At 65.2% G+C, this 25,162-nt stretch carries 31 protein-coding genes; 8 read left to right on the top strand and 23 right to left on the bottom strand.

Features of this window, described 5'->3' with window-relative positions; genetic code table 11:
• Positions 1-163: 163 nt before the first annotated feature.
• From KBY86_RS03790 to KBY86_RS03775, 4 genes are all read right to left on the bottom strand, one after another.
• Entirely contained in the window at positions 164-580 is a 417-nt protein-coding gene (locus KBY86_RS03790) for a type II toxin-antitoxin system VapC family toxin (RefSeq protein WP_255140280.1), read from the bottom strand.
• A gap of 5 nt (positions 581-585) precedes the next feature.
• Entirely contained in the window at positions 586-834 is a 249-nt protein-coding gene (locus tag KBY86_RS03785; RefSeq protein WP_255140279.1) for an AbrB/MazE/SpoVT family DNA-binding domain-containing protein, read from the bottom strand.
• A 429-nt stretch (positions 835-1,263) separates the two neighbouring features.
• Complete coding sequence (locus KBY86_RS03780) at positions 1,264-2,079, bottom strand: hypothetical protein (RefSeq protein ID WP_255140278.1); 816 nt, start codon at positions 2,077-2,079, stop codon at positions 1,264-1,266.
• 4 nt (positions 2,080-2,083) lie between these two features.
• Positions 2,084-3,163, bottom strand: coding sequence for a DUF389 domain-containing protein (locus KBY86_RS03775; protein WP_255140277.1), 1,080 nt, complete (start codon positions 3,161-3,163; stop codon positions 2,084-2,086).
• Positions 3,164-3,320: 157 nt separating this feature from the next.
• Here KBY86_RS03775 and KBY86_RS03770 point away from each other — a divergent pair, with 157 nt between their 5' ends.
• The gene (locus tag KBY86_RS03770; protein WP_255140276.1) at positions 3,321-3,716 is read left to right on the top strand and encodes a hypothetical protein; all 396 of its coding nucleotides are present in this window, start codon (positions 3,321-3,323) and stop codon (positions 3,714-3,716) included.
• Between the two features lie 16 nt (positions 3,717-3,732).
• On the opposite strand, the gene KBY86_RS03765 is transcribed toward KBY86_RS03770, so the two are convergent.
• From KBY86_RS03765 to KBY86_RS03735, 7 genes are all read right to left on the bottom strand, one after another.
• Positions 3,733-4,263: a cytochrome b/b6 domain-containing protein gene (locus tag KBY86_RS03765; protein ID WP_255140274.1), complete on the bottom strand. Its 531-nt coding sequence runs from the start codon at positions 4,261-4,263 to the stop codon at positions 3,733-3,735.
• A gap of 76 nt (positions 4,264-4,339) precedes the next feature.
• On the bottom strand, positions 4,340-4,744 hold the full coding sequence (locus tag KBY86_RS03760) for a hypothetical protein (RefSeq protein WP_255140272.1): 405 nt from the start codon (positions 4,742-4,744) through the stop codon (positions 4,340-4,342).
• Between the two features lie 399 nt (positions 4,745-5,143).
• The gene (locus KBY86_RS03755) at positions 5,144-5,674 is read right to left on the bottom strand and encodes a DUF3122 domain-containing protein (protein WP_094510826.1); all 531 of its coding nucleotides are present in this window, start codon (positions 5,672-5,674) and stop codon (positions 5,144-5,146) included.
• A 244-nt stretch (positions 5,675-5,918) separates the two neighbouring features.
• Complete coding sequence (locus tag KBY86_RS03750) at positions 5,919-6,365, bottom strand: OsmC family protein (protein WP_094510827.1); 447 nt, start codon at positions 6,363-6,365, stop codon at positions 5,919-5,921.
• Positions 6,362-7,240, bottom strand: a complete 879-nt coding sequence (locus KBY86_RS03745) for a sulfite exporter TauE/SafE family protein (protein WP_255140271.1) — start codon at positions 7,238-7,240, stop codon at positions 6,362-6,364. The genes KBY86_RS03750 and KBY86_RS03745 overlap by 4 nt, the downstream gene beginning before the upstream one ends.
• The gene (locus tag KBY86_RS03740; protein ID WP_094510829.1) at positions 7,237-7,791 is read right to left on the bottom strand and encodes a rhodanese-like domain-containing protein; all 555 of its coding nucleotides are present in this window, start codon (positions 7,789-7,791) and stop codon (positions 7,237-7,239) included. Before KBY86_RS03740 ends, KBY86_RS03745 begins: the two co-directional genes overlap by 4 nt.
• A gap of 70 nt (positions 7,792-7,861) precedes the next feature.
• Positions 7,862-8,983, bottom strand: coding sequence for a rhodanese-like domain-containing protein (locus tag KBY86_RS03735; RefSeq protein ID WP_255140270.1), 1,122 nt, complete (start codon positions 8,981-8,983; stop codon positions 7,862-7,864).
• A 128-nt stretch (positions 8,984-9,111) separates the two neighbouring features.
• Between KBY86_RS03735 and KBY86_RS03730 the strand changes: the two genes are divergently transcribed.
• The gene (locus tag KBY86_RS03730) at positions 9,112-9,459 is read left to right on the top strand and encodes a helix-turn-helix transcriptional regulator (RefSeq protein WP_255099481.1); all 348 of its coding nucleotides are present in this window, start codon (positions 9,112-9,114) and stop codon (positions 9,457-9,459) included.
• Here the strand turns inward: KBY86_RS03730 and KBY86_RS03725 are convergent, their stop codons facing one another.
• Positions 9,460-10,755, bottom strand: a complete 1,296-nt coding sequence (locus KBY86_RS03725; protein ID WP_255140269.1) for an FAD/NAD(P)-binding oxidoreductase — start codon at positions 10,753-10,755, stop codon at positions 9,460-9,462. It lies immediately after the preceding gene.
• 127 nt (positions 10,756-10,882) lie between these two features.
• Between KBY86_RS03725 and KBY86_RS03720 the strand changes: the two genes are divergently transcribed.
• Positions 10,883-11,806 carry an ion channel gene (locus tag KBY86_RS03720; protein ID WP_255140268.1) on the top strand — a complete coding sequence of 308 codons (924 nt, stop codon included), beginning with the start codon at positions 10,883-10,885 and terminating at the stop codon, positions 11,804-11,806.
• 28 nt (positions 11,807-11,834) lie between these two features.
• On the opposite strand, the gene petC is transcribed toward KBY86_RS03720, so the two are convergent.
• From petC to psbA, 3 genes are all read right to left on the bottom strand, one after another.
• Positions 11,835-12,383: a cytochrome b6-f complex iron-sulfur subunit gene (gene petC / locus KBY86_RS03715; protein ID WP_255140267.1), complete on the bottom strand. Its 549-nt coding sequence runs from the start codon at positions 12,381-12,383 to the stop codon at positions 11,835-11,837.
• Between the two features lie 69 nt (positions 12,384-12,452).
• Positions 12,453-13,097 (bottom strand): DUF3365 domain-containing protein, encoded by a 645-nt coding sequence (locus KBY86_RS03710; protein ID WP_255140266.1) that lies wholly within the window; start codon positions 13,095-13,097, stop codon positions 12,453-12,455.
• Positions 13,098-13,149: 52 nt separating this feature from the next.
• On the bottom strand, positions 13,150-14,229 hold the full coding sequence (gene psbA / locus KBY86_RS03705; protein ID WP_255140265.1) for a photosystem II q(b) protein: 1,080 nt from the start codon (positions 14,227-14,229) through the stop codon (positions 13,150-13,152).
• A gap of 309 nt (positions 14,230-14,538) precedes the next feature.
• Between psbA and KBY86_RS03700 the strand changes: the two genes are divergently transcribed.
• Together KBY86_RS03700 and KBY86_RS03695 are read left to right on the top strand one after the other, a co-directional pair.
• Positions 14,539-15,054 (top strand): DUF3122 domain-containing protein, encoded by a 516-nt coding sequence (locus KBY86_RS03700; protein WP_255140264.1) that lies wholly within the window; start codon positions 14,539-14,541, stop codon positions 15,052-15,054.
• 360 nt (positions 15,055-15,414) lie between these two features.
• Positions 15,415-15,762 (top strand): ribbon-helix-helix domain-containing protein, encoded by a 348-nt coding sequence (locus KBY86_RS03695; RefSeq protein WP_315855832.1) that lies wholly within the window; start codon positions 15,415-15,417, stop codon positions 15,760-15,762.
• A gap of 41 nt (positions 15,763-15,803) precedes the next feature.
• On the opposite strand, the gene KBY86_RS03690 is transcribed toward KBY86_RS03695, so the two are convergent.
• From KBY86_RS03690 to KBY86_RS03665, 6 genes are all read right to left on the bottom strand, one after another.
• The gene (locus tag KBY86_RS03690; protein WP_094511053.1) at positions 15,804-16,529 is read right to left on the bottom strand and encodes a response regulator transcription factor; all 726 of its coding nucleotides are present in this window, start codon (positions 16,527-16,529) and stop codon (positions 15,804-15,806) included.
• A 259-nt stretch (positions 16,530-16,788) separates the two neighbouring features.
• Positions 16,789-18,195 (bottom strand): glutathione-disulfide reductase, encoded by a 1,407-nt coding sequence (gene gorA / locus KBY86_RS03685; RefSeq protein ID WP_255140262.1) that lies wholly within the window; start codon positions 18,193-18,195, stop codon positions 16,789-16,791.
• A gap of 65 nt (positions 18,196-18,260) precedes the next feature.
• Positions 18,261-18,872, bottom strand: a complete 612-nt coding sequence (locus tag KBY86_RS03680) for a pentapeptide repeat-containing protein (RefSeq protein ID WP_094510835.1) — start codon at positions 18,870-18,872, stop codon at positions 18,261-18,263.
• Positions 18,873-19,178 carry a helix-turn-helix transcriptional regulator gene (locus KBY86_RS03675; protein WP_094511054.1) on the bottom strand — a complete coding sequence of 102 codons (306 nt, stop codon included), beginning with the start codon at positions 19,176-19,178 and terminating at the stop codon, positions 18,873-18,875.
• A gap of 240 nt (positions 19,179-19,418) precedes the next feature.
• Complete coding sequence (locus KBY86_RS03670) at positions 19,419-19,553, bottom strand: hypothetical protein (RefSeq protein WP_255140261.1); 135 nt, start codon at positions 19,551-19,553, stop codon at positions 19,419-19,421.
• 431 nt (positions 19,554-19,984) lie between these two features.
• Positions 19,985-20,737, bottom strand: a complete 753-nt coding sequence (locus KBY86_RS03665) for a hypothetical protein (protein ID WP_255140260.1) — start codon at positions 20,735-20,737, stop codon at positions 19,985-19,987.
• 747 nt (positions 20,738-21,484) lie between these two features.
• On the opposite strand from KBY86_RS03665, the gene KBY86_RS03660 reads away from it, so the two are divergent.
• Genes KBY86_RS03660 through KBY86_RS03650 form a run of 3 tightly spaced genes read left to right on the top strand, consistent with a single transcriptional unit; the run spans position 21,485 to position 24,175 of the window.
• Positions 21,485-22,798, top strand: a complete 1,314-nt coding sequence (locus tag KBY86_RS03660; protein ID WP_399221062.1) for a glutathione S-transferase family protein — start codon at positions 21,485-21,487, stop codon at positions 22,796-22,798.
• Positions 22,795-23,523: a DedA family protein gene (locus KBY86_RS03655; protein WP_255140259.1), complete on the top strand. Its 729-nt coding sequence runs from the start codon at positions 22,795-22,797 to the stop codon at positions 23,521-23,523. Before KBY86_RS03660 ends, KBY86_RS03655 begins: the two co-directional genes overlap by 4 nt.
• A gap of 19 nt (positions 23,524-23,542) precedes the next feature.
• Positions 23,543-24,175, top strand: a complete 633-nt coding sequence (locus KBY86_RS03650) for a DUF2808 domain-containing protein (protein ID WP_255140258.1) — start codon at positions 23,543-23,545, stop codon at positions 24,173-24,175.
• Here the strand turns inward: KBY86_RS03650 and KBY86_RS03645 are convergent.
• Positions 24,154-24,630, bottom strand: a complete 477-nt coding sequence (locus KBY86_RS03645) for a cupin domain-containing protein (protein ID WP_255099493.1) — start codon at positions 24,628-24,630, stop codon at positions 24,154-24,156. The two genes, KBY86_RS03650 and KBY86_RS03645, sit on opposite strands and share 22 nt — an antisense overlap.
• Positions 24,630-25,103, bottom strand: a complete 474-nt coding sequence (locus KBY86_RS03640) for a VOC family protein (protein ID WP_255140257.1) — start codon at positions 25,101-25,103, stop codon at positions 24,630-24,632. The genes KBY86_RS03645 and KBY86_RS03640 overlap by 1 nt, the downstream gene beginning before the upstream one ends.
• Positions 25,104-25,162 lie beyond the last annotated feature (59 nt).

Genomic DNA, 25,162 nt, shown 5'->3' with positions numbered 1-25,162 from the left:
TTGCTGAAGCTTCGGAAAGAATCCGTTGCTATACCCAGGTCCGCAACCTGATCGTGATCGGGGAAATGGAAAGACGCCGAGAGCGTCACCCTCAAGGAACACCAAGAGCGGGCGGCGGGGGCAGACTCCACGTTGGTTGAGCCACAAAGGCCCTGATTCCCGCTCAGGAACCTGCCGGCACAAACAGGCGTGGTGCCAGATTGAGCTGGCGGATGCGCCGCACAAAGCCCCGATCATCAAACGACGCCATCGACGCGCAGCTGCGGCAGCTCGCATGGTGGAGGGCATCAGCGAAGTCGAGCCCGTTGCGTACACCGGCCACGGCCTGCTCCAGGGCTGGCCGGTCTTCTGCCGTGAGGCCGGGGTGGGCCAGCAGGTGGTCGAACACCTGTAGCACCTGCTCCACCGGAAAGCCGTAGTAACCACGCAACACCCACTCCAGCTCCAGGGCCACCGTCTTGGCCAGGAACAGCGGTTGGCCGGATTCGATCAGATCCCGGGCGGCCCGGCGCTGGCGTTCCGTGGCTGCATCGGCGGCGTCCTCCGCCACGAAGTAGCGGGTCAGCACATTGGTGTCCACACCAATCACGGGCGCAGCAGGCTGGCGGGGTCGAAGTCCGCCGGGACGGCTAGCCGGCTGGACCTGAGCAATCCGAACCCGCTCTCCGCCAGGGTCTGCTCCGGCTTCCAGGGGCGCAGCTCGATGTGATCCCCCACCAACGCGAAGCTCACGCGGCTGCCCCTGGCCAGCCCGAACTGCTGGCGCAACGCCTTGGGGATGGTCACCTGCCCCTTGCTGGTGATCGAGCTGGTGACGGCATCGGCAGAGTCCATCGAAACGCACTCCCGGGGCTGGGTATTACCTGGTAAGGCTAGCTGCGGGCGGCTCGCACGGGCACGCGGCTGGATGAGGTGGTTCCTGCGCATCCTCGTGGTGCGGCTCCATGGCTACATCCACTTGATACCAATGATCGAAACCGAAGGGCACCTGTTTCTGAACACGATCATCCCCAGCCGCAAGGCCAACCGCTTCTACAAAACGTCCGCGCCCGCCGGGCCTGCATCATGTCCATCCCCTCCTCACCTGAACGTGATCCTGCAGAGCAGCGGAAACGGGTACTGGCGGAGTGCAAGGGCCGGTTTTTATGTGTCCAACGTACGAACACTTATCCCCTTGGACCGCTCACATCACACGCTCTCTGGTGGTGACCTCCAACCCATCGGTGGCTACAACGGCTTCGCCCTCAATCCACATCCTTACCCTCACCCCACCTCCTTTCCACCCCGCAACCGCCGCAGCGCCAGCGCCAGCGGCCTCAGCGACACATTCTCCACAGACAGCTCGTCGCCAGCGGCGAAGGGATTATCCAGATCGGTGATCAGGTAGAGCAGCTTGATCAGCAGGAAGGAGATCACGCCGATGAAGAACATCGATTCACTGAACGGTTCGATGTCGGTGAGCACCAGACCCACGGTGAGCAGGCCTGTGCCGAGATAGGCCATGCCATACACCGACGGCACGAAGGTGGTTTCCCGGATCACCTCGATGCGATGCACATGGCGGCGGATCGTGGCCAGTTCGAGCAGCAGGCGGGCCTGCAACGGAGCCGGGTTCCAGACGCGCAACTGCTCGATCAGCTGCTGCAGGGCATCGAGCTGATCCAGCAGCACGGCCACACCGCCGCCATCCCGCATCCAGGCCAGCAACGCCTCACTGAAGGCCGTCAGCGCCGCCAGGGCCGAGCGGATCTCGGCCTCGGGATGCAGCACCTGCACACCGCGCACTTCACTGGCGAGGCATTCCATTGCAGCGGCCAATTCCGCCGGCATCGTCTCGCCTTCCTTGTAATCCAGCAGCACCCCGTTCAGCAGGAAGCCCAGCAGCACCACCTCGGAGGCCACCAGCGCCGGAAACAGCGGATTGGGGGCCAGCACCTCCCACCCCAGCCGGCGCACCAGCAGCTTGGTGCCGCCGATGCTCGCCAGCACCAGGCACACCCGCAGGAACGCCCACACCCGCCGCAGCTTCGGATCGCGCACCCCATGGAGCTCCAGCTGTCCGGCGGCGGTGTCAGTCACGCCCTCACTCCCCCTTGGAGTCCGCTGAAGGCAGCGCTGAAGGGGGCACCACTTCCAGGTGCGGCGGGTTGGGGGCGGTCTCCGGTCCGATCAGATCGACGGCGGTGCGTTGCACCACCAGCCGGAAGCGCAAGGGCGCCTGGTTCTTGTTGATGAAGGCCTGCACGCCCGCCACCTGCGCGGAGGTGGGCAGGGAGGGATCCGTGACCCGCACCCGGGCGCGGATCAGCGGCGGATTCTTCTGCCAGTCGATCGAGAGGCCCACCAGGTCGATGGCCGGATCACCGCCGAGCGTGATCGTGCTGTTGCGCAGTTGCTGCTCGATCACCTGCTCCACTTCCTTGGCCTTCGTTTCCTGCCGTGATTGGTTCAGCAGGCGAAAGAAGCTGCTGCCCAGTGGAATCACCAGCAGCGCCGTGAGCGCCACGCTGGTGAGGCCCAGCCTGCTGTGGAACAGGCGGCTGCGGTACACCCGCTCCAGCGCGCCGAGCGCCGCCATCGCCCCCACCATGATGCCCAGCAGGTTGGTGGCGAACAGCAGCAGCGCCCCGTAGGCCTGGGCCCAGAACGACGAAGCCAGCAGGATTCCCACCACACACATCGGCGGCACCAGGGCCACGGCGATCGCCAGGCCGGCCAGCGCCGAGATCGCGTCCTTGCGGAGCTTGGCGAACATCGCCACCGCACCGGCCACCAGCGCCACGCCCAGATCCAGCAGGTTGGGGCTGGTGCGGTTCATCACCTCGCTGCCGAAGCTGGGGAAGGCCACCAGACGGCCCACCACCATCGCCAGCACCACACAGATCACCACGCCCAGCAGCAGGGTGCGCAGCGCGCGCAGAAACATCGGCAGGCGCCCCCGCAGGATCTCGAACGCCATCGCCTGCAGCGGCATGATCCAGGGAGCCACCACCATCGCGCCGATCACCACGCCGGGGCTGTTGGCCAGCAGGCCTAGGGTGGCGATCAAGGTGGCGCCCACCGTCAGCACCACAAACACCAGATTGAAGCTGGCGTCCCGCTCGAACTCCTTGCGCAACAGCACAAGACGGCTGTCTTCCGGCGCGGTGGTCGTGGAGGTCATGCGGGGAGCCCTCGCTCGGGTCGCGCATCATCTTGGGCCGCGATCCAGCGAGGCGCCAACGCGCCCGGCGCCGTTACAGCCAGATGCAGCCAGCCCCTTCTTCATGAACAATCCCTGAGACACCGGGGGCACTGGTCGAGGCAGCCGCTCCGCCCCCTTGGCCACCCGCGCCGTCTATTCATTCACAGGCTTTCCCGGCGCCCCGGTGCGCCACCTCTACCTCCACCACGACGGCTACCCCACCGGCGCCGCCTGGCGTTTCGCCACAGCGCTGCGCGAGCAGCAGGAGATGGCCGCCTTCCTGTCCGCGTTCCTCAGCACGCAGCCGGGCGCCGAACCGTTGGCGGCCCCCGAGCAGGCCGCCGATGCCGACTACCGCTACCAGGTGCAGCTGCTCGCTGGCGAAGCTGGTGGCGACGCTGCCTGCGATCCGGCCGGCGTGCAGGTGCAGTGCTGGCGGCGCCTGCCGGGCAGCACCAGTTGGCAGCCCCGCTGCCGGCCGATGCCCCTGGCCCAGTTCATCCGGCGTTTCCTGCCCGGTGATCCGCTCTGAGCGAGGTTCGGCAGCCTCAGCGCTTGCGTTTGAAGTAGCGGCGGATCTGGGAGGGCCAATCGCCGGGCAGATCCCCCTCCCGCAGGCTCGTGTTCGACATCGACACCACCAGCGGCCAGCCCCCCAGTTGCAGGCTGCCTGCCACATGCACCAGCACCGCCAGGCCGATCACAAGCCAGGCCACCAGATGCAGCGAATACACCAGGTAGTGCAGCTCACCGTCACGCAGCCAGTCTTCCTGCATCAGCTTGCCGGTGGCCACCGCCAGCACCAGCGCCACCAGCGCCATCGCGTTGGTGGCGCGCCGCAGCCGCGCCTTGCCGAGCGTGAGCGCGTAAGCGGTGAAGGCCAGGCCCACGGGCAGCAGGAAAAAGCCCACCTGGCCATGCAGATCGATCCAGCTGCCGGCCGGAACGAAGGGCAGCCGTCCCCAGCGGCCGTCGTAGCGGCTGTACACGAACAGCCCGCTCAGCCAGCAGCCCAGCACCAACACCGCCGTGAGTCCGTGCAGCAGCCTCAGCAGCGAGGGTTGGTAAGGGCGCCCCATGGTGTTCAAGGGTTGTCGGCACAGCGTGCCACAGGCCTGCCGCTGGAGCTCCGCAGCAGCAGGTGAAGGCTGCGGATCAGGCCGGGGTTTTGCTGCAGACGCCGTCCATCAACTCTTCGCCACGGCCGTCTCGCTTCGTCAGGGCGTGTTCCTTGAACCTGAGGCTGCGGCGGTCGATCGTGGTGCGGTGCACCTCATCGTGGCGGTGGTCGAAATGGATCACCGCGGGGGCCACCCGGGCGGGGATCCCGAGGGCACGCTTCTCGGGGCTGGGCACTCCCAGGGCAGCTTCATCGCCGTCGTTGTCATTGAGAGCGAAGGCGTTCGACTCCTTTTCCAAAAACGTGATCGTGTCGTGGCCGGACTCCACCGGCAGGGTCAGGCCATCAGCGAAACACACCTGATCCTTGCCGTGCCCCACCTCGACCCGAAAGTCCTTCAGGCCCCTGGGATCGTCGCTGTGGCGGCAGACAATCGACAAAGGCGGTGAAGGACCACACCGGACAACAACGAAGGCCAGCAGGCCGAGGCCCGCGGCGACGGCCAGGACCAGCCCTCTCCGCCCACCGAGCATGCCTGAATCAACGGCAGACATCGCAGTTTTGCCGTGTATCTCTGAGTATGAATCGGCGCCTCCAGGAGCACGGCGGTGCTGGCCAGGGCTGGCCCCGCGAAGCCAAGGTTCAGAGATTCAGGAAAGCCGCGATCCGTGCACCGAGCCCCATGGAGAGAGGCATGGATGGTGGGCAGGCGACGGAACAGATCCTTCACCTGCGGTGGGGGGTTGGCCGCTGCTGGTGTGGATGCCTGGTGAGGATCCAGCTCATGTCCTGGTTCGCCATTCATGCGCAGCTGCCATTTCCGCTGCAGCGGGCGGCTTTCAGTTCGCACAGGCGTCAGTCAGGGAGTGCAGGGTCTGCACCTGGCCTGGCGAAAGTGCAAAGCTCAGATCACCTGCAGAACTGACGACTGTCATCTCCAAGGGCACGCCATCACTCGGGGTGGGGTTGAGACAACTGGCGTCGTACTGGGACGAAGCCACCGTGGTGGCGCCATCGTTACTCGCCATGAGTTCGCCGCTGCGGTTGGCAAGACTCCAATTCTGACCACGCCCATCACTGAGCATCAGGGGACGGGCATGATCCAGTTTGAGCCCGTCAGACTCCGCCGTCAGTTTCAGGCGCAGACCAGCAGACGAATCAATGTTTGATCGTTCATAGAGCACGGCCCCCAGCCGGTGGCCCGAACCATCCTCAAGGTTCCAGTTGCCCGAGCTATCGGCAGCCATAGCAACCGATGGGCTGCACAGTGTGCCGAGCACAAACAGTGCAAAGGTCATCACCCAGAGGGTGCCATGAGCGGCAAAACGCTGAAGCCATGCGAAAAACGGGAAAGTGAAGGATGTCTTCATGGTGAGAACTGTATGTTTACGCCCTCAACCTAGTCAGATCCGAGGCAAGAAACCGGCGGGAATCCCCTCTCCTGGACAAGCGCAAGCCTTGCTACACAAGGGGCAATTTATACCTTCATTTCTCAACATCTTTCGCATTGTCGATAAATCTCTGGCGGGCTTCCCCGCCAGCTCACTGCCATCCACCGGCACCAGGACGTGGCGGGTGCTGCTCGTGGGGGGCTGAGCGGAGGGCTCCCTCAGATCAGCGCAGCGAGGTGAGGACGATGCGCTTCTGCACCCCATCGGGCAGGTTGCGGGAGACCGGACAGAGCTTCATGCGTTCCTGGATGGAGGCGATCGCCTCCGCATCGGCGAGGCCCCGTTCCTGCTCGGAGGCGGCGGCATCCAGCTGGATCCGGAAGTCGCCCTCCACCCTGGCCACGATCCAGTCGCTGCTGGTGGTGACGACCAAATCAGCCTCCACCTGCTGCAGCGGAATGGCCTTCTCCCTGGCATTGGCCACCAGATAGAAGTGCTGGCAGAGCAGCAACGCCATGAGATACATCCGGAATCCCGGCATGGTGAAGCTGAGCAGCTGGGGTTCCCAGGCACCGGAGTCGCCCAGGAACTCCACCACCAGGTCATGGGTGGCGCGATCCGGAGCGGGGTGGCTGCTGCGCAGCCTGAACTGGAAGGTGCGTTCACTCATGGTGCGATTGACACGGCTGAGGATGAGGAGACCGGAGCGGCTGACCGGTGCGCAGCCTGCAGGCTCTGGCGGCTGGAAGCCATGGGAGCAGCGGGCAGGTGGTCGTGGCGACGCCAGGCCTCGGCTCCGGTGAGCAGGGCCGATCCGATCAGAAGCGCCGAGAACCCCTGGCGCAGCCGCACCTCCGGCAGGTGAGGCGCGAGCCGCTGGCCCACCACCGTCCCCAGAAAACCACCAGCCACCAGTGGAAACAGAAGCGGCAGGTGAGCGGAGGGCCAATGCCCCAGGGCGGCAAGGGCGACCAGGGAATTGGTGGAGATCAGCAACAGGCTCGTGCCGCTCGCCAGCGGCATCGACAGACCCGCCAGCAGAACAAGAGCCGGGACGATCGCAAAACCACCGCCCACCCCGGCGACGCCGGTGAGCAGGCCCACCAACACGCCCTGGCTGGCCAGCAGCACGGGGGAACCCGCTGCGCGTCCGTCATTGGGACGACGCTCTCTGGCACTGCGGCGATTGAGCAGCCAGGAGGCCAGCAACGCCGCTGCCGTGAAGATTCCCAGCTGCAGCGGCTCCGGGATCAGACCAGCCTTCACCAGCAGGCCGCCGATCCAGCTGCCGGCGAGGGCCGGCACCCCCAGCACAAGGGCGGGTTGGATCGCGATCTGGCGGCGGCGGATGTAAGGGCCCACATTGCCAAGGGCCAGCAAGGTGACGACAAGCAACGAGAGCGGAACCGCGGCCTTGGTGGGCAGGGCCGCACCGCTCACCAGCAGGGGCAACAGCAGAATGGAGCCGCCGGCCCCGAGCACGGCGAGCAGAAAGCCGATCAGGGCGCCACCCACCACCAGCAGCGCCACGGTCGAGGCGTTCATGTCCCCCGCGATCCCGTCGCCACCTGGTTCCAGGGCATCACAGCCAGCAGCCGCGCCATGCCGCAGAAGCCGCTCAGGCCCGCGAAGGTGAGGCCAGCCCCCACGAATCCGCTCAGCCAGATCCAGCCGGGAGCCACTGTCTGGCTCAGGATCACCCCCAGCAACACCAGGCTTCCTGCCACGATCTGCACCTGGCGCATCAATGGCAGTGGTGCTCCTTTGAGCTTGCGCACGGAGAAACCAGCCGCCTGCCAGGCGGGGATGCCACCGAGCAGGTCAGCCACCGGATGGGGGTGACCCTTTTGCAGAAGCTGGGTCAAGGCCTTGGTGCTGCGGTTACCGCTCTGGCAGACCAGCACAAGCGCTCCGCTCGGCAGGTCGGCCCGGGTGAGGCGCGAGAGGGGAACGTTGAGGCTGCCGCTGATGTGGCCGGAGGCGTACTCCATCGGTTCGCGCACATCGATCACGGTGACGCCTTGAGCCGCCAGCTGGTCGGCCAGGTCATGGGCGCTGATGCGGTGGAGTTGTGCAGCTGCAGGGGTGGAAGCCATCGGTGGAGAAGCAGAGAACGGGGCAATGCCGAAGCGGAGTCGGTGATCGAAGCGATCAGGGGCGCACCCCTCAGGCAGGGATGGCGCCATCCAGCGGGAAGCCCTCGGCCGCCCAACGGCTCAGGCCGCCGTGCAGGTTGGCCACCTGGGCGTGACCAGCCTTCAGCAGCTGCTGGGTGGCCAGGGCGGAACGACTGCCGGAATGGCAGACCACCACCAGCGGCCGGTCGGTGGGGATCTCGCTGGAGCGGCCTTCGAGCTCCGGCAGGGGGATCAGCAGGCTGCCGGCCACCCGGCCGTCGGGGCCGTTGAATTCCTGGGCAGAGCGCACATCGAGCACGGTGAGATCGCTCTGATGGGCAACCACCCAGGCCGGTGTGAGTTCAGGCAGGCCGGCGTAGCTGCGGGTCAGGGGCGCCCAGGCGGGAACGGCCGCCAGCTCGCGTGGCTTGCCGGAGCGCATGTTGCCAGGCAAGGCTTCGGCGATCTTGTGGGGATGGGGAAGCTTCATCGCCTCCATGTGGCCGACGAAATCCCGCTCGGTGGCATTGCCACCAAGCCTTGCGTTGAAGACCTTCTCCTCGGCAACGGAGGTCACGCTGCGGCCGGTGTAGTCGTGGCCGGGGTAGAGCAGACAGGCCTCGGGCAGAGAAAGGATCTGCCCCGTGATCGAGGTCCAGAGGGTGTGGGCGTTGCCCTGCTGGAAATCGCAGCGGCCGCAGCCGCGGACCAGCACGGCATCGCCGGTGAAGGCCATCGCCTGGTCATCGAGCACGTAGGTGAGGCAACCGTCGGTATGGCCGGGGGTGGCGCGCACCTCCACGGCGCGCTCGCCGAAGCGAACCCGATCACCGTGCCGCAGTGGCAGGCTCACGTACTCGGCACCGACAGCAGCGGCAAGGCCAATGGCACTGCCGGTGGCGGCGTGCATCAGCCAGCTGCCCGTCACGTGGTCGGCATGGGCATGGGTGTCCAGGCAGGCCACCAAATCGATGTCCAGTTCACGGATCAGGGCAAGATCGCGGTCGTGCTGCTCGAAGACCGCATCGATCAGCAGGCCCTGGCGGCTGCGCACATCGGCCAGCAGGTAGGTGAAGGTGCCGGTGTCGCCGTCGAAGAGCTGGCGGAAGAGCAGGCTGCCGCCACCGGCGGCGGCGGCGAGGGAAAGAACAGACGCGGGAGCGACGGCCATGGGTGGTCCATCAGCAATTGCTATGAGCTTAGCCGCATAGAGGGCATAAAGGCAACTCTTGCTAAGCCGCAAGCCCTCACCTACTCCAGTTCCACTGCATAATGCTGTAAGCGACATATCTGATTGCCATGGCTGCGCCCGTTGCCGGGTCCCTGCCGAGCCCCCAGCTCCTCGAAGAACTCTGTGGTTTCTTCCGTCTGCTGAGCGAACCGGCACGCCTGCAACTGCTCTGCCAGCTCAAACAGCAAGGAGCCATGGATGTGGCCTCCCTGATCGAGGCCACGGGTTTCAGCCAGTCCCACATCAGCCGCCAGCTGGGGCAGCTGCAACGGGCTGGCCTGGTGCGTTGCGAGCGGGATGGGGTGCGGCTGATCTACACCGTTGCCGATCCCTTGGTGGATGAACTCTGCAATCTGGTGCAGGGGCGTCTGAGGCAACGGTTTGAGGAGCAGCTCCGGCAACTGCAGCCGGTCTGATCACGGCTGTTTGAATGCCAGCCCCAGCGCGCGCACCAGCGGGGCGAACGGCTTGAGGAAGCGGCTCTCGTGCAGGCGGCCCTTGAGCACCCGGTGCCAGTACACCCAGGGAAACACACGGGTTTCCACCAGAAACATGCTCCAGCGCTCCTTGGTGGGATCCACCAGGAAGGAACTGACCGGCTGCAGCTCGTAGTTGAACTCCGCCATCACCACGCTGTGGAAACTGGTGATCAAGGGGCAGGCGGTGTAGCCGTCGTAATGGGCCAGCAGGGGGCGTTGATCGAGCCGAGCCAGCAGGTTCGCCACCAGCACCGGCGCCTGACCCCGGATGGCGGCCAGGCTTTTCGACGTTGGCAGTGAGCTCACATCGCCGAGAGCGAACACATCGGCAAAGCGCTTGTGCTGGCAGGTGTCCTTGTTCACTTCCACCCAGCCGCCAGGACCATCGATCGCCAAGGGGCTGTGGGCCACCACATCCGGCGCCGCCATCGGTGGCACCACATGCAGCAGGTCGAAGCGGATCTCCTCGCGGCGGGGCTCGACCCCTGGTTCACGCACGTCGAACACCGCCACCTGCTCGCTGGCACGCACTTCGATCAGGTTGTGGAGCATGCGGGCGTCGATGTGGCGGCGCGCCACGACCTGCTCAACGGTGGTGTTGTAGGCCTCCACCGGATAGAGCTTCGCCATGGCGGTGCAGAAAATCACCTGCGTATTCACCCCCACGCCACTGGTGGTCTGAAACACGTCGTCGGCCAGGTACATCACCTTCTGAGGAGCGCCGCCGCACTTGATCGGTGTGGCCGGATGGGTAAACAGGGCGACACCCCCCTGGAAGCCGCGAATCGCCGCCCAGGTGGCGGTGATGTGGTCGCGGGAATAGGCGCTCACGATGCCGTGGTGGCCGAGGGCCTCCGGCAGTCCTTGGATGTGGTTCCAGTTGAGCTGGAGGCCCATGGCCACCACCAACACTTGGTAGCTGATGGATTCACCAGTCGCGGTGATCACCCGCTGGGCCTCCGGCTCGAAGCGGGCGGCGCTGTCCTGGATCCAGCAGGCTTCCGGCGGGATCACGCTGGCTTCCGGCCGGTGGGTGAAAGCGAGTGGCAGCAGACCGGCGCCAGCAGGGATCCAGCCGGATTGATAGTCGTGAACGGTGGCGGGCTCGAGGATCGCCACATCCAGGCCCGGCCGGGCCCGCAGCAACTGGGCGGCCACGGTGATCCCGCCGGAGCCACCGCCCACGATCAACACCTGGTGGTGACGATGGCTCGCTGATCCGTTGGCGACCACACCACCTCCACAGCTTCAGGATCACTCTGAAGCCGGACGCCGTGGGGCGATCACCCTGCACACATAGCTTATTGTGTCTACACGCATAAAGGAATATGGCTAGATTGCAACTTCTGCGGTCAGGCGGATGACTCCAGGTCAGCGGCGTGCACCCTCAACCCTGGCGGCGCCTCCGCTGCGGCTGGTGAAGCACGGGGGGATTTTCACCGCGGTGAATCCGTCCGACTGGCTCCGGCACTGGCGCCACCCCAATCACCTGATGCTGGCGGTTCCCTGGGCGGGCTTCTTCGGGCTGGTCGCCGCTGGCTATCTACTGCTCAATCTGCTGTTCGCCCTCCTCTACCTGATCGATCCGCACGGCATTGCCGGGGTGGCCGGCAGGACAACCACGTTTTCGGAAGCCTTCTTCTTCAGCGTGCAGACCCTGGGGTCGATCGGCTATGGAGCCTTCCATCCCACCAGCCTGTACACCCATCTGGCCGTCACCGTCGAATCGCTGCTGGGGTTGATCGTGATCGCCCTGATAACGGGGATGGCGTTCAGCCGCTTCTCCCGCTCGTCGGCACGGATCCTGTTTTCTGATGGGGTCACCGTTCACGATTACGACGGTCGGCTCACCTTGATGTTTCGCGTCGCCAACGAACGCCGCAAGACCATCCTGGAAGCCAGGGTGCAGGCCTATCTCGCCATCGATGAGCGCACAACGGAGGGGCACCGAATGCGGCGTCTCCACACGATGACGCTGAGCCGCGATCGCTCACCCCTCTTTCTGCTCACCTGGACGTTGATGCATCCGATCGATGCCCATAGCCCCCTGCACGGACTGACGCCCCAGGATCTGGCCGCCAGGAAAGCAGACATTCTGATTTCTTTCAGTGGCATTGATGAAACCCTGGAGCGGCCGATCTATGCCCATCACTGTTACTCGTTCACCGATGTGCTGTTTGGCCGCGGCTTTGTGGACATGATGCAGGAGGAAGGTGAGTGCAAAAGTTTCGACTTTGCCAATTTCAATCAGACCTACACCTGCCCATCCGCAAAACCGTCCTGACCAGCTGGAGAAGCGTTAAACGCTCAGCTCAGCTCCACCAAGGCTTCTCGCCGGTGCGGGGATCGCTCTCACTCCAGGTGCTGAGCAGCACCCGTTCGCTTTCCACAGCCACATGGGCGAGGGCCAGGGGCAACGGGGCGGGGCCGCGGACCACGGCCCCCTCCGGGTCGTACTGGCTGCCATGGCAGGGGCAGATGAACTTGTTTTCACCGCTGTTCCAGGGGACCACGCAACCCAGATGGGTGCAGATGGCGTTGAGGCCGATGGCACCGATGGCGCCCTCCCCTTCGACGATCAGATAGGTGGGATCACCCTTGAGGCCCTGCACCAGGCTGCGGTCACCGTCGCTGTGGCTGGCCAGCCAACCGCTGGCCGCGATCGGATTGCCGAGTTCGTCCAGGGCCAGGGCACCACCCGAGGCGCCAGCCTCCTTTGGCGGGATGAAATAGCGCAGCACCGGGTAGAGGGCGCCGAGCGCCACCCCGCTGACAGCACCGAAGGTGAGCAGATTCATGAGCTGGCGACGCCCCAGGCTGGGGACCTCGTTGCTGGCAGGTGGTGCGGGAGTGAGAGTCATGGCTGGAGCGCGAAGGGTTGGTCGTGACGTGATACGTCCACTGGAGCTATGGGTTGGCGTTGCGGTTGGTCAGCGCCCGGCTGCGACCAGTGCGGCCTGAACCTCCGGCAGGTGTACGGCGTACATGCCGCGCAGATCTCCCACCTTGAAATCAAAGGCCTTGTCGTCGGGATAGTTCGCCTTCACGAAGGCGGGGCGGCTCTCCTTCGAGCCGTGGCAGGCCATGCAGCTGGGCACCACATCAATGCGGCGGTAGTAGTTCACGCCAGCTCCCTGCTCGGCGGAAGCGGGCTGCCACAGGCCTGTGATCGCCGGGTGGCGTTGGAACAGATCGATCACGTCCTGTTCCTGAGCGTTGGCGGGGGCATGGTCGGGATTGCGCGTCTTGCTGGCCACCTGGCGCACCTGCCAGCCGTGCTCCTTGCCGATCGCGATCGCCTTCATTCCCACCGGCTTGCACACCTCCTTCATCGTTTCGATGGTGGGGGCATCGCTCTGGCCCTCCAGGCTGGAAGCCAGAGCGATGCGCATCCGGTCGAGCTGCTCCATCTCCGCCACCGCGCTGGCCAGCTCCGCCGGCTCCACCGGAGAACGGGCCAGGCTGGCGTGAGCCGGCGGAGTGGCGCAGAGCAGCACAGCAGCGAGCACCCCCAGTGCCACAGCGGCAAGGGCCGAACGGACCAGCGCCCGCAGTGGCAGGAGCAGATGGGACATGGGGAGCTCCGACGGTGGGGGTTAAAGCGGCTGGGTGGGGGTCAAAGTCCCACTAACCGATCGCTGGAGCGGTGAGCGCCACGGGGGTGCTGGAACTGGTGGCCAGATCAAGCGGGAAGTTGTGGACGTTGCGCTCGTGCATGGCCTCAATGCCCAGCCCACCGCGGTTGAGCACATCGGCCCAGGTGTTGATCACCCGGCCCTGGTGGTCGATCACGGAGTGGTTGAAGTTGAGGCCGTTGAGGTTGAACGAGAAGCTCGCCACCGCCAGTGCCGCGAACCAGATGCCGATCACCGGCCAGGCGGCCAGGAAGAAGTGCAGGCTGCGGCTGTTGTTGAAGGAGGCGTACTGGAAGATCAGACGACCGAAGTAGCCGTGGGCAGCCACGATGTTGTAGGTCTCCTCCTCCTGCCCGAATCTGTAGCCACGGTTCTGGCTTTCGGCCTCGGTGGTTTCACGCACCAGGGAACTGGTGACCAGAGAGCCGTGCATGGCGGAGAACAGCGCCCCACCGAACACACCCACCACACCGAGCATGTGGAAAGGGTGCATCAGCACGTTGTGCTCGGCCTGCAGCACCAGCATGAAATTGAAGGTGCCGGAAATGCCGAGCGGCATGCCGTCGGAGAAGGAGCCCTGGCCAATCGAATACACCAGCAGCACGGCGGTGGCGGCGGCCACGGGCGCTGAATAGGCCACGGCGATCCAAGGGCGCATACCGAGCCGGTAGCTCAGCTCCCATTCACGCCCCATCCAGCAGAAGATGCCGATCAGGAAGTGAAAGATGATCAGTTGGTAGGGGCCACCGTTGTAGAGCCACTCATCAAGGCTGGAGGCAGCCCAGATCGGGTAGAAGTGCAGGCCGATGGCATTGGAACTGGGCACCACCGCGGCGGTGATGATGTTGTTGCCATAAAGCAGGCCGCCGGAAACGGGCTCACGGATGCCGTCAATGTCGACGGGTGGGGAGCCCACGAAAGCGATCACGAAGCAGACGGTGGCCGCCAGCAGGGTGGGGATCATCAGCACGCCGAACCAGCCCACATAGAGGCGGTTCTCGGTGCTGGTGACCCAGTCCTTGAAGGACCCCCAGGAAAGACCCGGAAGGCGGCGTAGGGACGTAGTGACCATGGTGTCGAAACACGAAGGACGGGGGAGAAGCGACCGCTCGCCACAGGGACGACGGTTCACCGCCAACGGCGCTCAGAGAAGGAACCGGCTGTGCAGGCGCACAAGCAGGCATCACGTGAGTGTGGTTATGCGGTTTAGCGCTTAAGCCCACATGAATACTACCGCTGATCTCCGTGCCCGCGCGTGCCTCCCCCTTTCAGCGCCTTTCGGCAGACCGGCATAGGGTCGAGAGGCCCGCAAGCTCTGCAAACCATGGCCGTTTCATCAGGGAGGGAGCCCAGGCTTCGCGCGGTTGGAGCCGCCGCTGTCGTGCCAGCGAGACTGCTGGCTCGTCTGCTGGTTGCGGCGCTGGCAGTGGTGATGTTCACAGCCGGCCTGTCGCTGCTGCCAGGGGCTGGCATGGCGGAGGGACAGGCCATGGCGGGGGGCTCCCCCCAGCGCTGGACGCTCAGTGATGCGGCCGGCCAACGCTGGGGCCTGGTGTTGTTCGAGCAACCCGATCACATCTATCCCGCAGGCCCGCGCTTACGCCTGAATGCCCTGACGCCGGGCCTCCGGATCGATCACCTACGCCCCTTGCAGATCGACGATGGAGCGGGTCAGCATTGGCAACTGCCCAACCGCAGCGAGGAGCTGGTGGCGGCAGAAGAGACGGCACTACCGCAGGGAGCCGCCCAGTTTGATGCGGCTGGCCTGGTGCCTGCCCCCAGCGACTTACGGCCCCTGCGTCTGCTGGTGCCGGTTGCCAATGGGGCCGCCGATGTTGCGCTCATGCTCGGAGCGGATCCCACCAAGCAACTGGCCCGACGAGCTGCCGACCTTTGACAGGCCACCAGCGCCCTTTGAACCGGCATGGCAAGGGCGGGATTCACACCACACCCCATATCACACCATGGGATTATGATGGTGAGAACACATCAATATGGAGGAGCGGGCCATTCAGGCAGTTTTTGAAATAGTCAGATTCTGATCAGATCTTGCCCGCAAGCCAGCCAACATCTGGGACCACCCCACCCAACGACTTTGACGCAGGACCTGGTTTCTCCCTCCCGATTGTCTCGGTTGTGGCGAGGCTATTGGCGTGGCTCTCCATCCGCATCAAGATGAAGAGGGCATGAATCCTTGAAATATTCTCTCAGTTCGTAGCGATCACACGTTATTCGTTGTGCATCACCCCCCTACCCCATGTTTAGGTCTGCCATGACTTCCATAACTCCCAACTCCAAGTCCGTAGGCAATGCTTCCCAGACCACGAGCGAGCGTGTTCGGATCATGCAACGTCAGCCACGCCGCATCTCCATCACCATCAGCCATCAGGTGTATCAAACCCTCCTGAACCGCTCGGAAGAGGAGGGTCGTTCCATGTCCAATCTCTGCGCCTTCCTGCTGGAGGAAGTGCTCCACCAGCAAGCGCCCGCTCCTGCACACAGCCAGGCCTACGTTCAGCCCCCAAGCACCAGCGAAAGAAGCCAACCGCAGCACAGCCACTCGATGCCTGTGGGAGTGTCAGCAACGAACGGTGCTTATGTCTGAGCCGCCCCATCGCGGCGGTGGCAGTAACCCCCAGGCATCTCTCAGGCCATCGCCTGCGTCTGCTGATGGGGAAGATCAAGGCAATAGCCCATGCCATAGATCGTTTTGAGAAAACGTGGGCGGTGCGGCTCCGGTTCGATCTTGGTTCTGAGGTGACGAATGTGGGTGCGAATGCACTCAATGTCGTCACCGCTAGGGTGGCCCCACACCTCCTTGAGAATCACCCCCCACGACACCGCCTGGCCATGGCGTTGCAGCAGACAGTGCAGCAGTTCGAATTCCAGCCTGGTGAGGCGTATCGGCTGGTCAAACCACTGCACCTCCAGCTGCTCAGGGCAAAGCGTGAGAGGCCCGAAAGAAAGGATTTCCGGTGTGACCAAGGCCAGCGGCGGTTCCAGCTGGTGGCGCAGCAGCGCCCGGATGCGGACGAACACCTCCTCCACCTGGAACGGCTTGGTCACGTAGTCGTCGGCGCCACAGTTGAAGGCCTTGATCTTGTCTTCCTTGCTGGCCAGTGCCGTGAGCACCATCACCGGCAAGCGGGCGGTGCGCTGATCACGGCGGAGGCGCTGCAAGACCGAGAGGCCGTCCAGCTTGGGCAGCAGCAGGTCGAGCACGATCAGATGGGGCTGGTGCTCCATGGCCATGGCCTGGCCGTGGTAGCCGTCACCGGCGTGCAAAATGCGCCAGCCCACCTGCTCCAGCAGCGGGGTGAGCACCTCGACCACCTCCGGCTCATGGTCGATGAGTTGGATCAGGGGTTGCACGCGCAACAGAAGGTACTGCAAGAAGAACTGACTCAATCCTGCAGACCTTCATCATCAAGTGAGTGGAATGTCTTGATAAAGAAATACTGAAGCTCCTGATTTGCTTATGATTTCAATCAATTCTCTTTCGGTTTCTCAGCATCCGCCCTGCCTCGGCCCCAGTCACTGACTTGGATTTGCCCCCGGTCCTGGCCTCAGTCACCCTTTTGCACCGTGTCCCGCCGTGCTGCCGACCGTGGGTGCGTCCTCCCCGCTGCGCTCAGTTCGGCATCGTTACAAATTCCTCAGAAACGGTGGGGTGCAACGCCATGGTGCGATCGAAATCCGCCTTGGTGGCTCCCATGCCGATGGCGATCGCCGCCATCTGAATGATCTCGGCGGCGTGCTCGCCCACCATGTGGCAGCCCACCACCTTGCCGGTGGCCACCTCCACCACCAGCTTCAGCAGGCAGCGGGGGCCGCTCTTGGGCAGGGCCTGCGCCATCGAGCGGAAGCGGGCCCGATGAATGCGGATGCCATCGGCGCCGAAACGCTCGATCGCCGCTTCTTCGCTGAGGCCCACGGTGGAAAGCTCCGGCTGGCTGAACACGGCGCTGGCCACCAGCTCGTGATCCACCTGGCGCGGCTTGCCGCCATAGACGCTGTCAGCGAAGGCGCGGCCCTCATCCACCGCCACCGGCGTGAGGTTGATGCGATCGGTCACGTCGCCCACCGCATAGATGTGGGGCACGTTGGTGCGTTGATCAGCATCCACCGGGATGCGGCCCGCCTCGCTGGCCACACCGGCAGCTGCCAGATGCAGCGGCTCCAGCCGGGGCCGGCGGCCGGTGGCCAGCAGCACACCGCCGCAGGCCAGCTGCTCGCCGTCCTGGGTGGTCACCTGCAGATCACCGGGGGTGCCGCTGATGGCGGCGGGGCTGTGGCTGAAGCGGATCTCGATGCCGGCCTCCTCCATCCCCTCGCGCACGGCGCCGGCCAGCTCGAGGTCAAAGCCCCGCAGCAGGTGATCGCCACGCACCAGCTGAGTGACGGCCACGCCCAGGCCATTGAGGATGCAGGCGAACTCACAGGCGATGAAGCCCGCGCCCACGATCACTACCCGCTGAGGCAGTTCCTGCAGCAGGAACATGTCATCGCTCACCCAGGCCAGCTCGGCGCCCGGCAGTACCGGTCGCTGGGGCACACCACCGGCGGCGATCAGCACCCGCTCCGCCCGCAGGCGGCGGCTGGCGGTGGTGGCGGCTGCCTCACCGGTGGAGTCTTCGCTCGCCACCACATCCACATGATGGGGATCGGCGAAGCGGCCCCAGCCGCGCACCAGCTCCACACCGGCCTTTTCGAGAAAGCTGATGTGCAGGGCATTGAGCCGGTCGACCTCGGCGCGCACATTGGCCAGCAGCCGTGCTGGCTCGCAGCGGGCGGCCTCCACCGTCCAGCCGAACGCCTCGGCGTCGTGAAGGATGTGGCGGTAGGCCGAGCCATACACCAACAGCTTCTTGGGCACGCAACCGCGGATCACGCAGGTGCCGCCCACCCGATCGCCTTCAAGCACCGCCACCCGGGCGCCGTAGGAGGCAGCCCGCTTGGCCGCTGCCAGGCCACCGGAGCCGGCGCCGATCACAACCAGATCGAAGCCGTCTTCAGCGGGTTGGGGGGAAGCAGTCACGGCTGATCGGAGCACGATGGCTTCAATCATGCAGGGCGAGGCGTGCCCCCGTGCCGGCCTGGCACTCAGCTCGGCAGCTCATCGAGCTGGCAGGTCTGCAGGTCGCAGCCGCTCAGGTCGGCGCCGCGCAGGTCGGCCTGCCGGAGATCGGCGCCATACAGGCAGGCCCCCACAAGGCGGGCCCCCTGCAGCCGCACCCCGGAGAGGCGGGCAAAGCTGAGGTCAGCGTCGGTGAAATCGGCACCGCTCAGGTCGGTGGGCTGATCCTGCCCGGGGCGGAAATCCGCCTCCACCAGCCGCGCCTGACGCCACACGCTGCCGGCCGCCGCAATGCCCCGCAGGCAGCTGCGATGCAGGGCAGCGCCATTGAATTCCGCACCCTGCATGCGGGCGCCGGAGAGATCGGCCTCCTGCCAGGAACTGCCGTGGGCCCTGAGCTGGCGCATGTCAGCGCCCCACAGCAATGCCTGCTGGAAACAGGCTCCTTCCAGCTGGCTGCCGCGCAGATCGGCGTGGCCGAGCCGGATGGCCCGAAACTGGCCGCCCCGCAGGTCGCAACCCGCGAGCACAAGCTCCACCGCATCTGCTTCAGGCAAGGCCAGACCTGGAAACGCCCGTTCACCGGCCGCCAAGGAGAGGCGCAGGTCGTTGATGGTGGCGGGCAGCCGGGTAGGCATTCAGAGGCTGGTGGAGAGGGCGTCGAGTTGCTGGCGGCGGGCTGCGAGCAGGAGGTCCTGGCAGGCGGCGATCAGCTGGAACACGTTGGGATCAATCACTTCGTAGAACACCAGGCTGCCTTCCGGCCGCCGCCGAACCACACCGGCAATCATGAGCAGCTTGAGGTGCTTTGACACCAGCGCCTGGCTGAGGCCGGTCTTTTCAACCACCGCCGTGACGTTCAGGGGGCCGTGGCGCAAACACTGGAGCACGAGCAGACGACTGGGCTCAGAAAAGACCTTGAAGTGTTCTGCCAGAGCTTCCATCATGCCTTCACGCCCTTCCACCGCCTTCGTGTCCAGACGCTCACGTACTTGGTGAGCCTACAGCTGGCAGGGTCAACTCCTCTTGCCGGGCTGCCTAGCGGCAAGGCAGTGGGTTTGCGCCGTGGAAACTAAGCACACCAGAGAACGGCACAAGAGTTGAGTTCAGTTGAGGCACCACGAAAGCCTCTACCTATCCGCAATCGCTGCTCGTCGGGCGAGCAACCATCATCAGCACCATCTTCACGCGAAGGTGTACTTAGCCAATCCTATTGAGCGGGCTGGGATGCGCGCGCTGGCCTCGCGCTTGATGCTCGGTGCCGCCGTCTTCACCTTCAGCTGAACCTGAACGTTGCCGCGATCAATGCCGCTGATCATGCCGCTGAAGATGCCTAAGCAGGATGGAGTGATCACTAACCTCGACTTCGATCACAAGAGTCTGCATGATCCATGTGAAGCGATAGAAATCATCCTCCCACCGACCAACCGATGCCCAGCGCGACATCGCCCACACCGTTGACTGGTGCGAACCAGTGGCAAAACCAACAGGAAAGTCAGGAAACAAATCCGCTGACTCTCCTGCAGACTTCAGGAACACCTGCCTGGCCAGACGGCAAACCTGCCGACCATCCGCACCCTCTCCACGGCCATGCCAGGGATCACTGAGGCGCGCGCAACCGCCACCGCCCCCAAACCGGCGTCTGCGATCAGCGAGCTTGCAGTGCCCCCCCAGCGGCTAACAGCATGTGGCCTGCACAGAGCAGAGGTTCTGAGGATCGTTTTGAGCGGCCCGTTGCACGATGCCTACATCAGCTGATGAGCGACGAGAGGTTGTTTTTGGAAAGCAGCAATTCATCTTCCAGGCACTGTCGTAAGTGCTGGGTCATCTGCTGCATCAGGACCCTAAACGACTGCTGCTGTTCTGCGTAGGTTGCGCTGTAGACGATGCCGATAACGTCATCGTCAATCGGGGCTTGATCAAGCATGCAATAGACATAGGGCTTGGGCAGAGTATTCACCTGAAGTTGGTTCACCACCCTGGCCACGGTGTAGTCGTGCTGGCGAGGTTTACGGATCGTTGCCGGGAGGATGCGGTAACCATTGGTTTCCAGGCGACGCACCAGACGCGGATGATGAAGTGTTGGCTCCAACGCCAAGCGTTCAGAATCCTTGATGCCGAGTGTTGCCGCCGTATGGCGTGGGGCTAACCGCCAGAGCGGCGTACGCACCAATGCCTCCGCCAGCATCTGCTGGCCACGAAAGTGCACAATCTTGCGACCCCGCTCCAGATCCAGCTCGTAGATGGAGCCAACGAACGCATCACAAACCCGCTCACTAAGCAGTTGCAGGCTTCGGGAGATGTCCGCATGGGTGCGCGCCCAGCGCTCCATCATGAAGCCATTGCCACCAAATCGAATGAAGGGATCAGCCTCCACCCGGCACACACCCTCGGCTGTGCGCATCTTCTGAGCTGCCATCCGCAGGGTATCGAGCAGATCATAAAGATGGCGGCCCTCCGCCTTGGCGAGCAATTCTTCCAGACAACGATGGGCCCGGTTCAAGGTGGCCTGGGAGTATCTGCTATTCGCAGCGGCCCGGTTGCAACTTCCCGCGTAGGAGCACAGCTCGTAGAGAGGAAGCCACCGCATCACCATCCTGGTGTCTAGCCGTTCATTCATGCGGGCAGGCACGGAAGCAGAAGAATCTGCCACCACTCAACAGCCTGATGGAGCTATTAGCGTAATTCCTGCTCAGAAGTTGACCAGCTTTTGGCGAGTATGCAGAAAATAGTTAAGCCGCATTACTTGTTAATGCCAATAGTCCGGTTCTTCAGGGCCACTCCTGGCGTGATTGGCAGCTCCCAGGCCCGAAGGGCTGGGATTGTCCGGAACGGCCACGTCTTGCTGGGTGAACCGGCCATCCACAATCTTCATGAAGTCAGATGATGAAATCCACTCCTCTTGCAGTGGGCAGTCCATGGGTCATTGCGTTTCCAATTCTCCATCCATGGCGTCTTGGTGGTGCTTCCCCAGGAAGGGACAGATAACTGTGACAAATGATCCATGAGATTGTGCTATTTGGTGCGCGAGTCGGCTTGGCTTTGGTTATCCATTCACCATGAACCCTGCGGGGGGACATGGGCCCGTGTGAACCGGTGCGCGTCAGGACCCTGAGGCGCTTTGCCTGCTCGGCACAGCCAGAGAGTGACGGCCCTTCTGAACCTGACCCAGCCGGCCTGATGGGTCCCAGTGCGGTTCGGCACACCTGCCCTGCCCTCTACCGTGAATGGACGCACTCCACCACGTCCCTTGCCGGACCCTTCCACCATTCCCCTGAGCTGGCCGGAGCTGGAAGCGCTGGCACCTGACCCCCCCGACAGGGTGGAGGGTCCGTGCAATGCCCAATCGCGGCTGCGATTGTTCGGGCAGCCGGAGAGTGCCGTGCGCGTCACCCTGTACAGGGACCATCACGCCTGGTGCCCCTACTGCCAGAAAGTGTGGCTGTGGCTGGAGGAGAAACGGATCCCCTACAGGGTCCGCAAGGTCACGATGTTCTGCTACGGCGAGAAGGAGGCCTGGTACGGGAACCTGGTTCCCTCCGGCATGCTGCCTGCCGTCGAGCTTGATGGCCGCCTCCATACCGAGAGCGACGACATCCTCGCGGCGTTGGAGCAGGCCTTCGGGCCTCTCGGCGATGGGCTGCTGAATGCGCGCGTGCTGCCCTTGCGCCAGCTGGAGCGGGAGCTGTTCCGGGCCTGGTGCCTCTGGCTCTGCCGGCCCGGCCTCACCCCCCGCGCCGAACAGCTCGCCGCTGAAGCCTTCGATCGGGTGGCCGAACGGGTGGATGGCGCCCTCGCCACCACTGCCGGCCCCTATTTCCTTGAACGCTTCGGCACCGCCGATGTGGTGTTCACTCCCTACATCGAGCGCATGAGCGCCAGCCTCTACTACTACAAGGCCTATGCCATCCGGCAGCGGCATGGCGCCATCGCCCGCTGGTTCGAGGCCATGGAAACCCGGGAGACCTACCGGGGCACCCAGAGCGACTTCCACACCCACGCCCACGACCTGCCACCCCAGATGGGGGGGTGCCACCCCAGCGGCACGCCCGCCCAGCAGGCAGCGGCCGAGCGGGTCGACCATGGACCCTGGCCGCTCGGTGCGCCCGATCCGGAAACCTCTGTCCCCGAGCCCGCCGGTGCGGCAGCTGAAGCGCTGCAGCGGGTGCTGCGGCACCGGCACACCCTGGGCAGCGTGAATCCCGCCCCGCCCGAAGCCTTCGATCTGGCGCTGCGCTGCGCGCTCACAGCCCTGGCGCGCGACACGCCCTGCCCGCTGCCTGCCGGGATCGATCCCGCTGCCGTGATGGGACTGCACTATCTGCGCGACCGCATCAGCGTGCCGCGGGACATGTCGCTCCATGCAGCCCGGCGGCTGCGTCAGGCCCTCACCGCCACCGCCGACAGCGCCATCGTGGCGATGGCGGCAGGCGCGGCCGCTGCCATTCCCGCTGCGCCGGCACTCCCGTTGCGCCACCGCCGCGACCAGAATCCCGCCGCCTTCCATCGCGAAGCGACGCTCACCAGCGACAGCCGCAGCGTGGCAAGGCGGAACCGGCCATGACCATCAGCCTGGAGCTGCTCGCACAGCTGCCTCTGGCGTTCACACTGCCGGACATCAGCACCGAGCAGCTGCAGGGGCTGCTGAGCCGCTGGGGCTACCTGGTGGTGTTTGCCGGCATGCTGCTGGAGAACGCCGGTCTGCCGCTGCCCGGTGAAACCCTCACCCTGCTGGGGGGCTACGCCGCCGGCAGCGGCCAGCTGCAGGTGGGGGGTGTGATCGGCGCCGCCCTGGTGGGTGCGGTGATCGGCGACAACCTGGGCTATCTGGTGGGGCGCTGGGCCGGCTGGACGCTGGTGCTGCGGGTGGGCCGCCTGCTGGGCCAGCGGCCCGAGCAGATGGAAGTGCTGCGGCGCCGTTTCCTCCGCCATGCCGATGCCTCGGTGCTGCTCGGACGCTTCGTTGCCGTGCTGCGGGTGATTGCCGGTCCCCTGGCCGGCGCGGTGGGCATGCCCTATGGCCGTTTCCTGCTGTTCAACTTCGCCGGTGCCGCTCTCTGGTCCACCACGATGGTGTCCCTGGCCTGGCTGGGCGGGCGCTGGATTCCCCTGGATCGCATGCTCTCGAGTGTGGTGGGCTTCGGCCTCGGCGCCCTGCTGCTGATCGTGCTGATCCTGCTGCTGCCCCGCCTGCTGAGCCGCCTGGAATCGCCCCTGCTGGAATCTGCCGCGCCGCAAGCCGCAGTGCCCCCCGTCAACGCCGGCCCCAGCGACCCTGCCACCCCCTGAGGCGCTCCGCGCTCCGCCCATGCTCAACCCCACCCGCAGGCGCCTTGGCGTCCTCCCACGCACCTGGCGATTCAGCGACATCCAACGCCGCCTCGCGCCGGCAACGGGAGCGTTGGTGAGCGTGGCGCTGCTGCTCGCTGCCGCGCTGCCCCCGGCCACGCTTGAGCGCCAGGCAGCAGCGGTGGAAATCCGCGGCTCCACCTACTTCGTGAAAGCCCCGTTTCAGCTCAGCCTGATCACCTACAGCTCGAACGTCTCCCAACCCTGGCCGGAGTACTACCTCACGATTCCGATGCCGGAGCAGGCCGGTGCGGCGCTGGGAGCGCTGGAGGTTCAGCAGATCGGTGGTGCCGACTGGCAATTCGACTTCGACGCCAGCCGCACCCGCGCCTTCATCGGCAAGCCGCGCCGCGAAGGCAGGTCCGTGCCGGTGGAGGCAAGCTTCGATGAGGCGCGGCGTCAGTTTCTGATCCGCTTCCCCCAGCCGCCCATGCCCGGCGAAACCGTGACCGTGTCGCTACGGCCCGTGCGCAACCCGATCGTGGCCGACACCTACCTCTACACGGTGCGGGCGTTTCCGGTGGGGCCGCAGCCGGTGGCCAGCCCCGTGGGGGTGGGCCGGGTGCGCATCTACACCCCCGACTGGTATTGATCCGGCTGCGGCAGCAGGTCTTCGCTGCTCTGGTGCAGCTCGAAATCCTCGAAGCTGAAGCCCGGCGCCACGCAGCAGTGCACCAGGGTCCAGGCGCCGCTGCTGCGGGCCGCCTGCCACCAGCCGGCCGGGATCAGCTGAAACGGCGCCTGCTGCGGACGGTCCGGGTGGCGCGGGCCGAGTTCGAGCTGCTCTGGCGGCGCGATGGCGGGATCCTCTGCCCCACGCCAGAGCAGCAGCGGCGCACCGGCCAGGTGATGCCAGCTCTCCTCGGCGCCGTTCACCCGGTGCCAGCGGCTGGTCACCCCCGCCGGCAGCAGGAAATGGATGACGGTGAAGGCGGCGCGCGCGGCGCCGTCCTCGCGGTGCACCTGCAACGGCGAGCGATGGATCTCCCGGTAGAAGCCGCCCTCCGGGTGGGGCAGCAGGTTGAGCTCGGCGATCAGCTCGTTCATTACGGCGGCAGGGTGGCAGGAGACGGGGCGGTTTCGCCCACCCGATCGAGGTCGGCCAGGCCGAGCACCGCCTCGGGATGGAGATACCACTTGAATTCCAGCCAGTTGCCGGCCGGATCAATCAGGAAGAAGCTGCGGTGCTCCAGCATCTCGCCGGCAAAGCGGGTCTTGGCAGAGACCCCGAAGCGCAGCTGCTGCTGCCGTGCCCGCTGCTCAAGGGCCTCATAGTGGCTGGCGTCGGCCACAATCAAGCCGAAGTGGCGCGGGTAAATGCCCCGCTGCGGCGGATCAGACCCCTCAGCACCCTCGGCCGGCACCAGATGGGCCACCAGCTGATGGCCACCGAGGCCCAGCACCAGGGCCGTGGCGCTGCGGCGGCCGCGCCGGCAGCCAAGGCCCTCCACATACCACCGTTCGGTGGCGTCGAGGTCGAACGCCGGAAACGAGAGATGGAACAGCGCCTGCGCGGTCATGAGGGGAAAGCGCCGGCGCGGTCATCACAGAAAGGGACGCACACGCTCGGACCAGCCTG

The sequence above is a fragment of the Synechococcus sp. Lug-A genome (assembly GCF_024345655.1).
Taxonomy (GTDB): domain Bacteria; phylum Cyanobacteriota; class Cyanobacteriia; order PCC-6307; family Cyanobiaceae; genus MW101C3.
The sequence above is the reverse complement of the archived record's forward strand: the minus strand, read 5'-3'. Positions and strand labels throughout refer to the sequence as shown.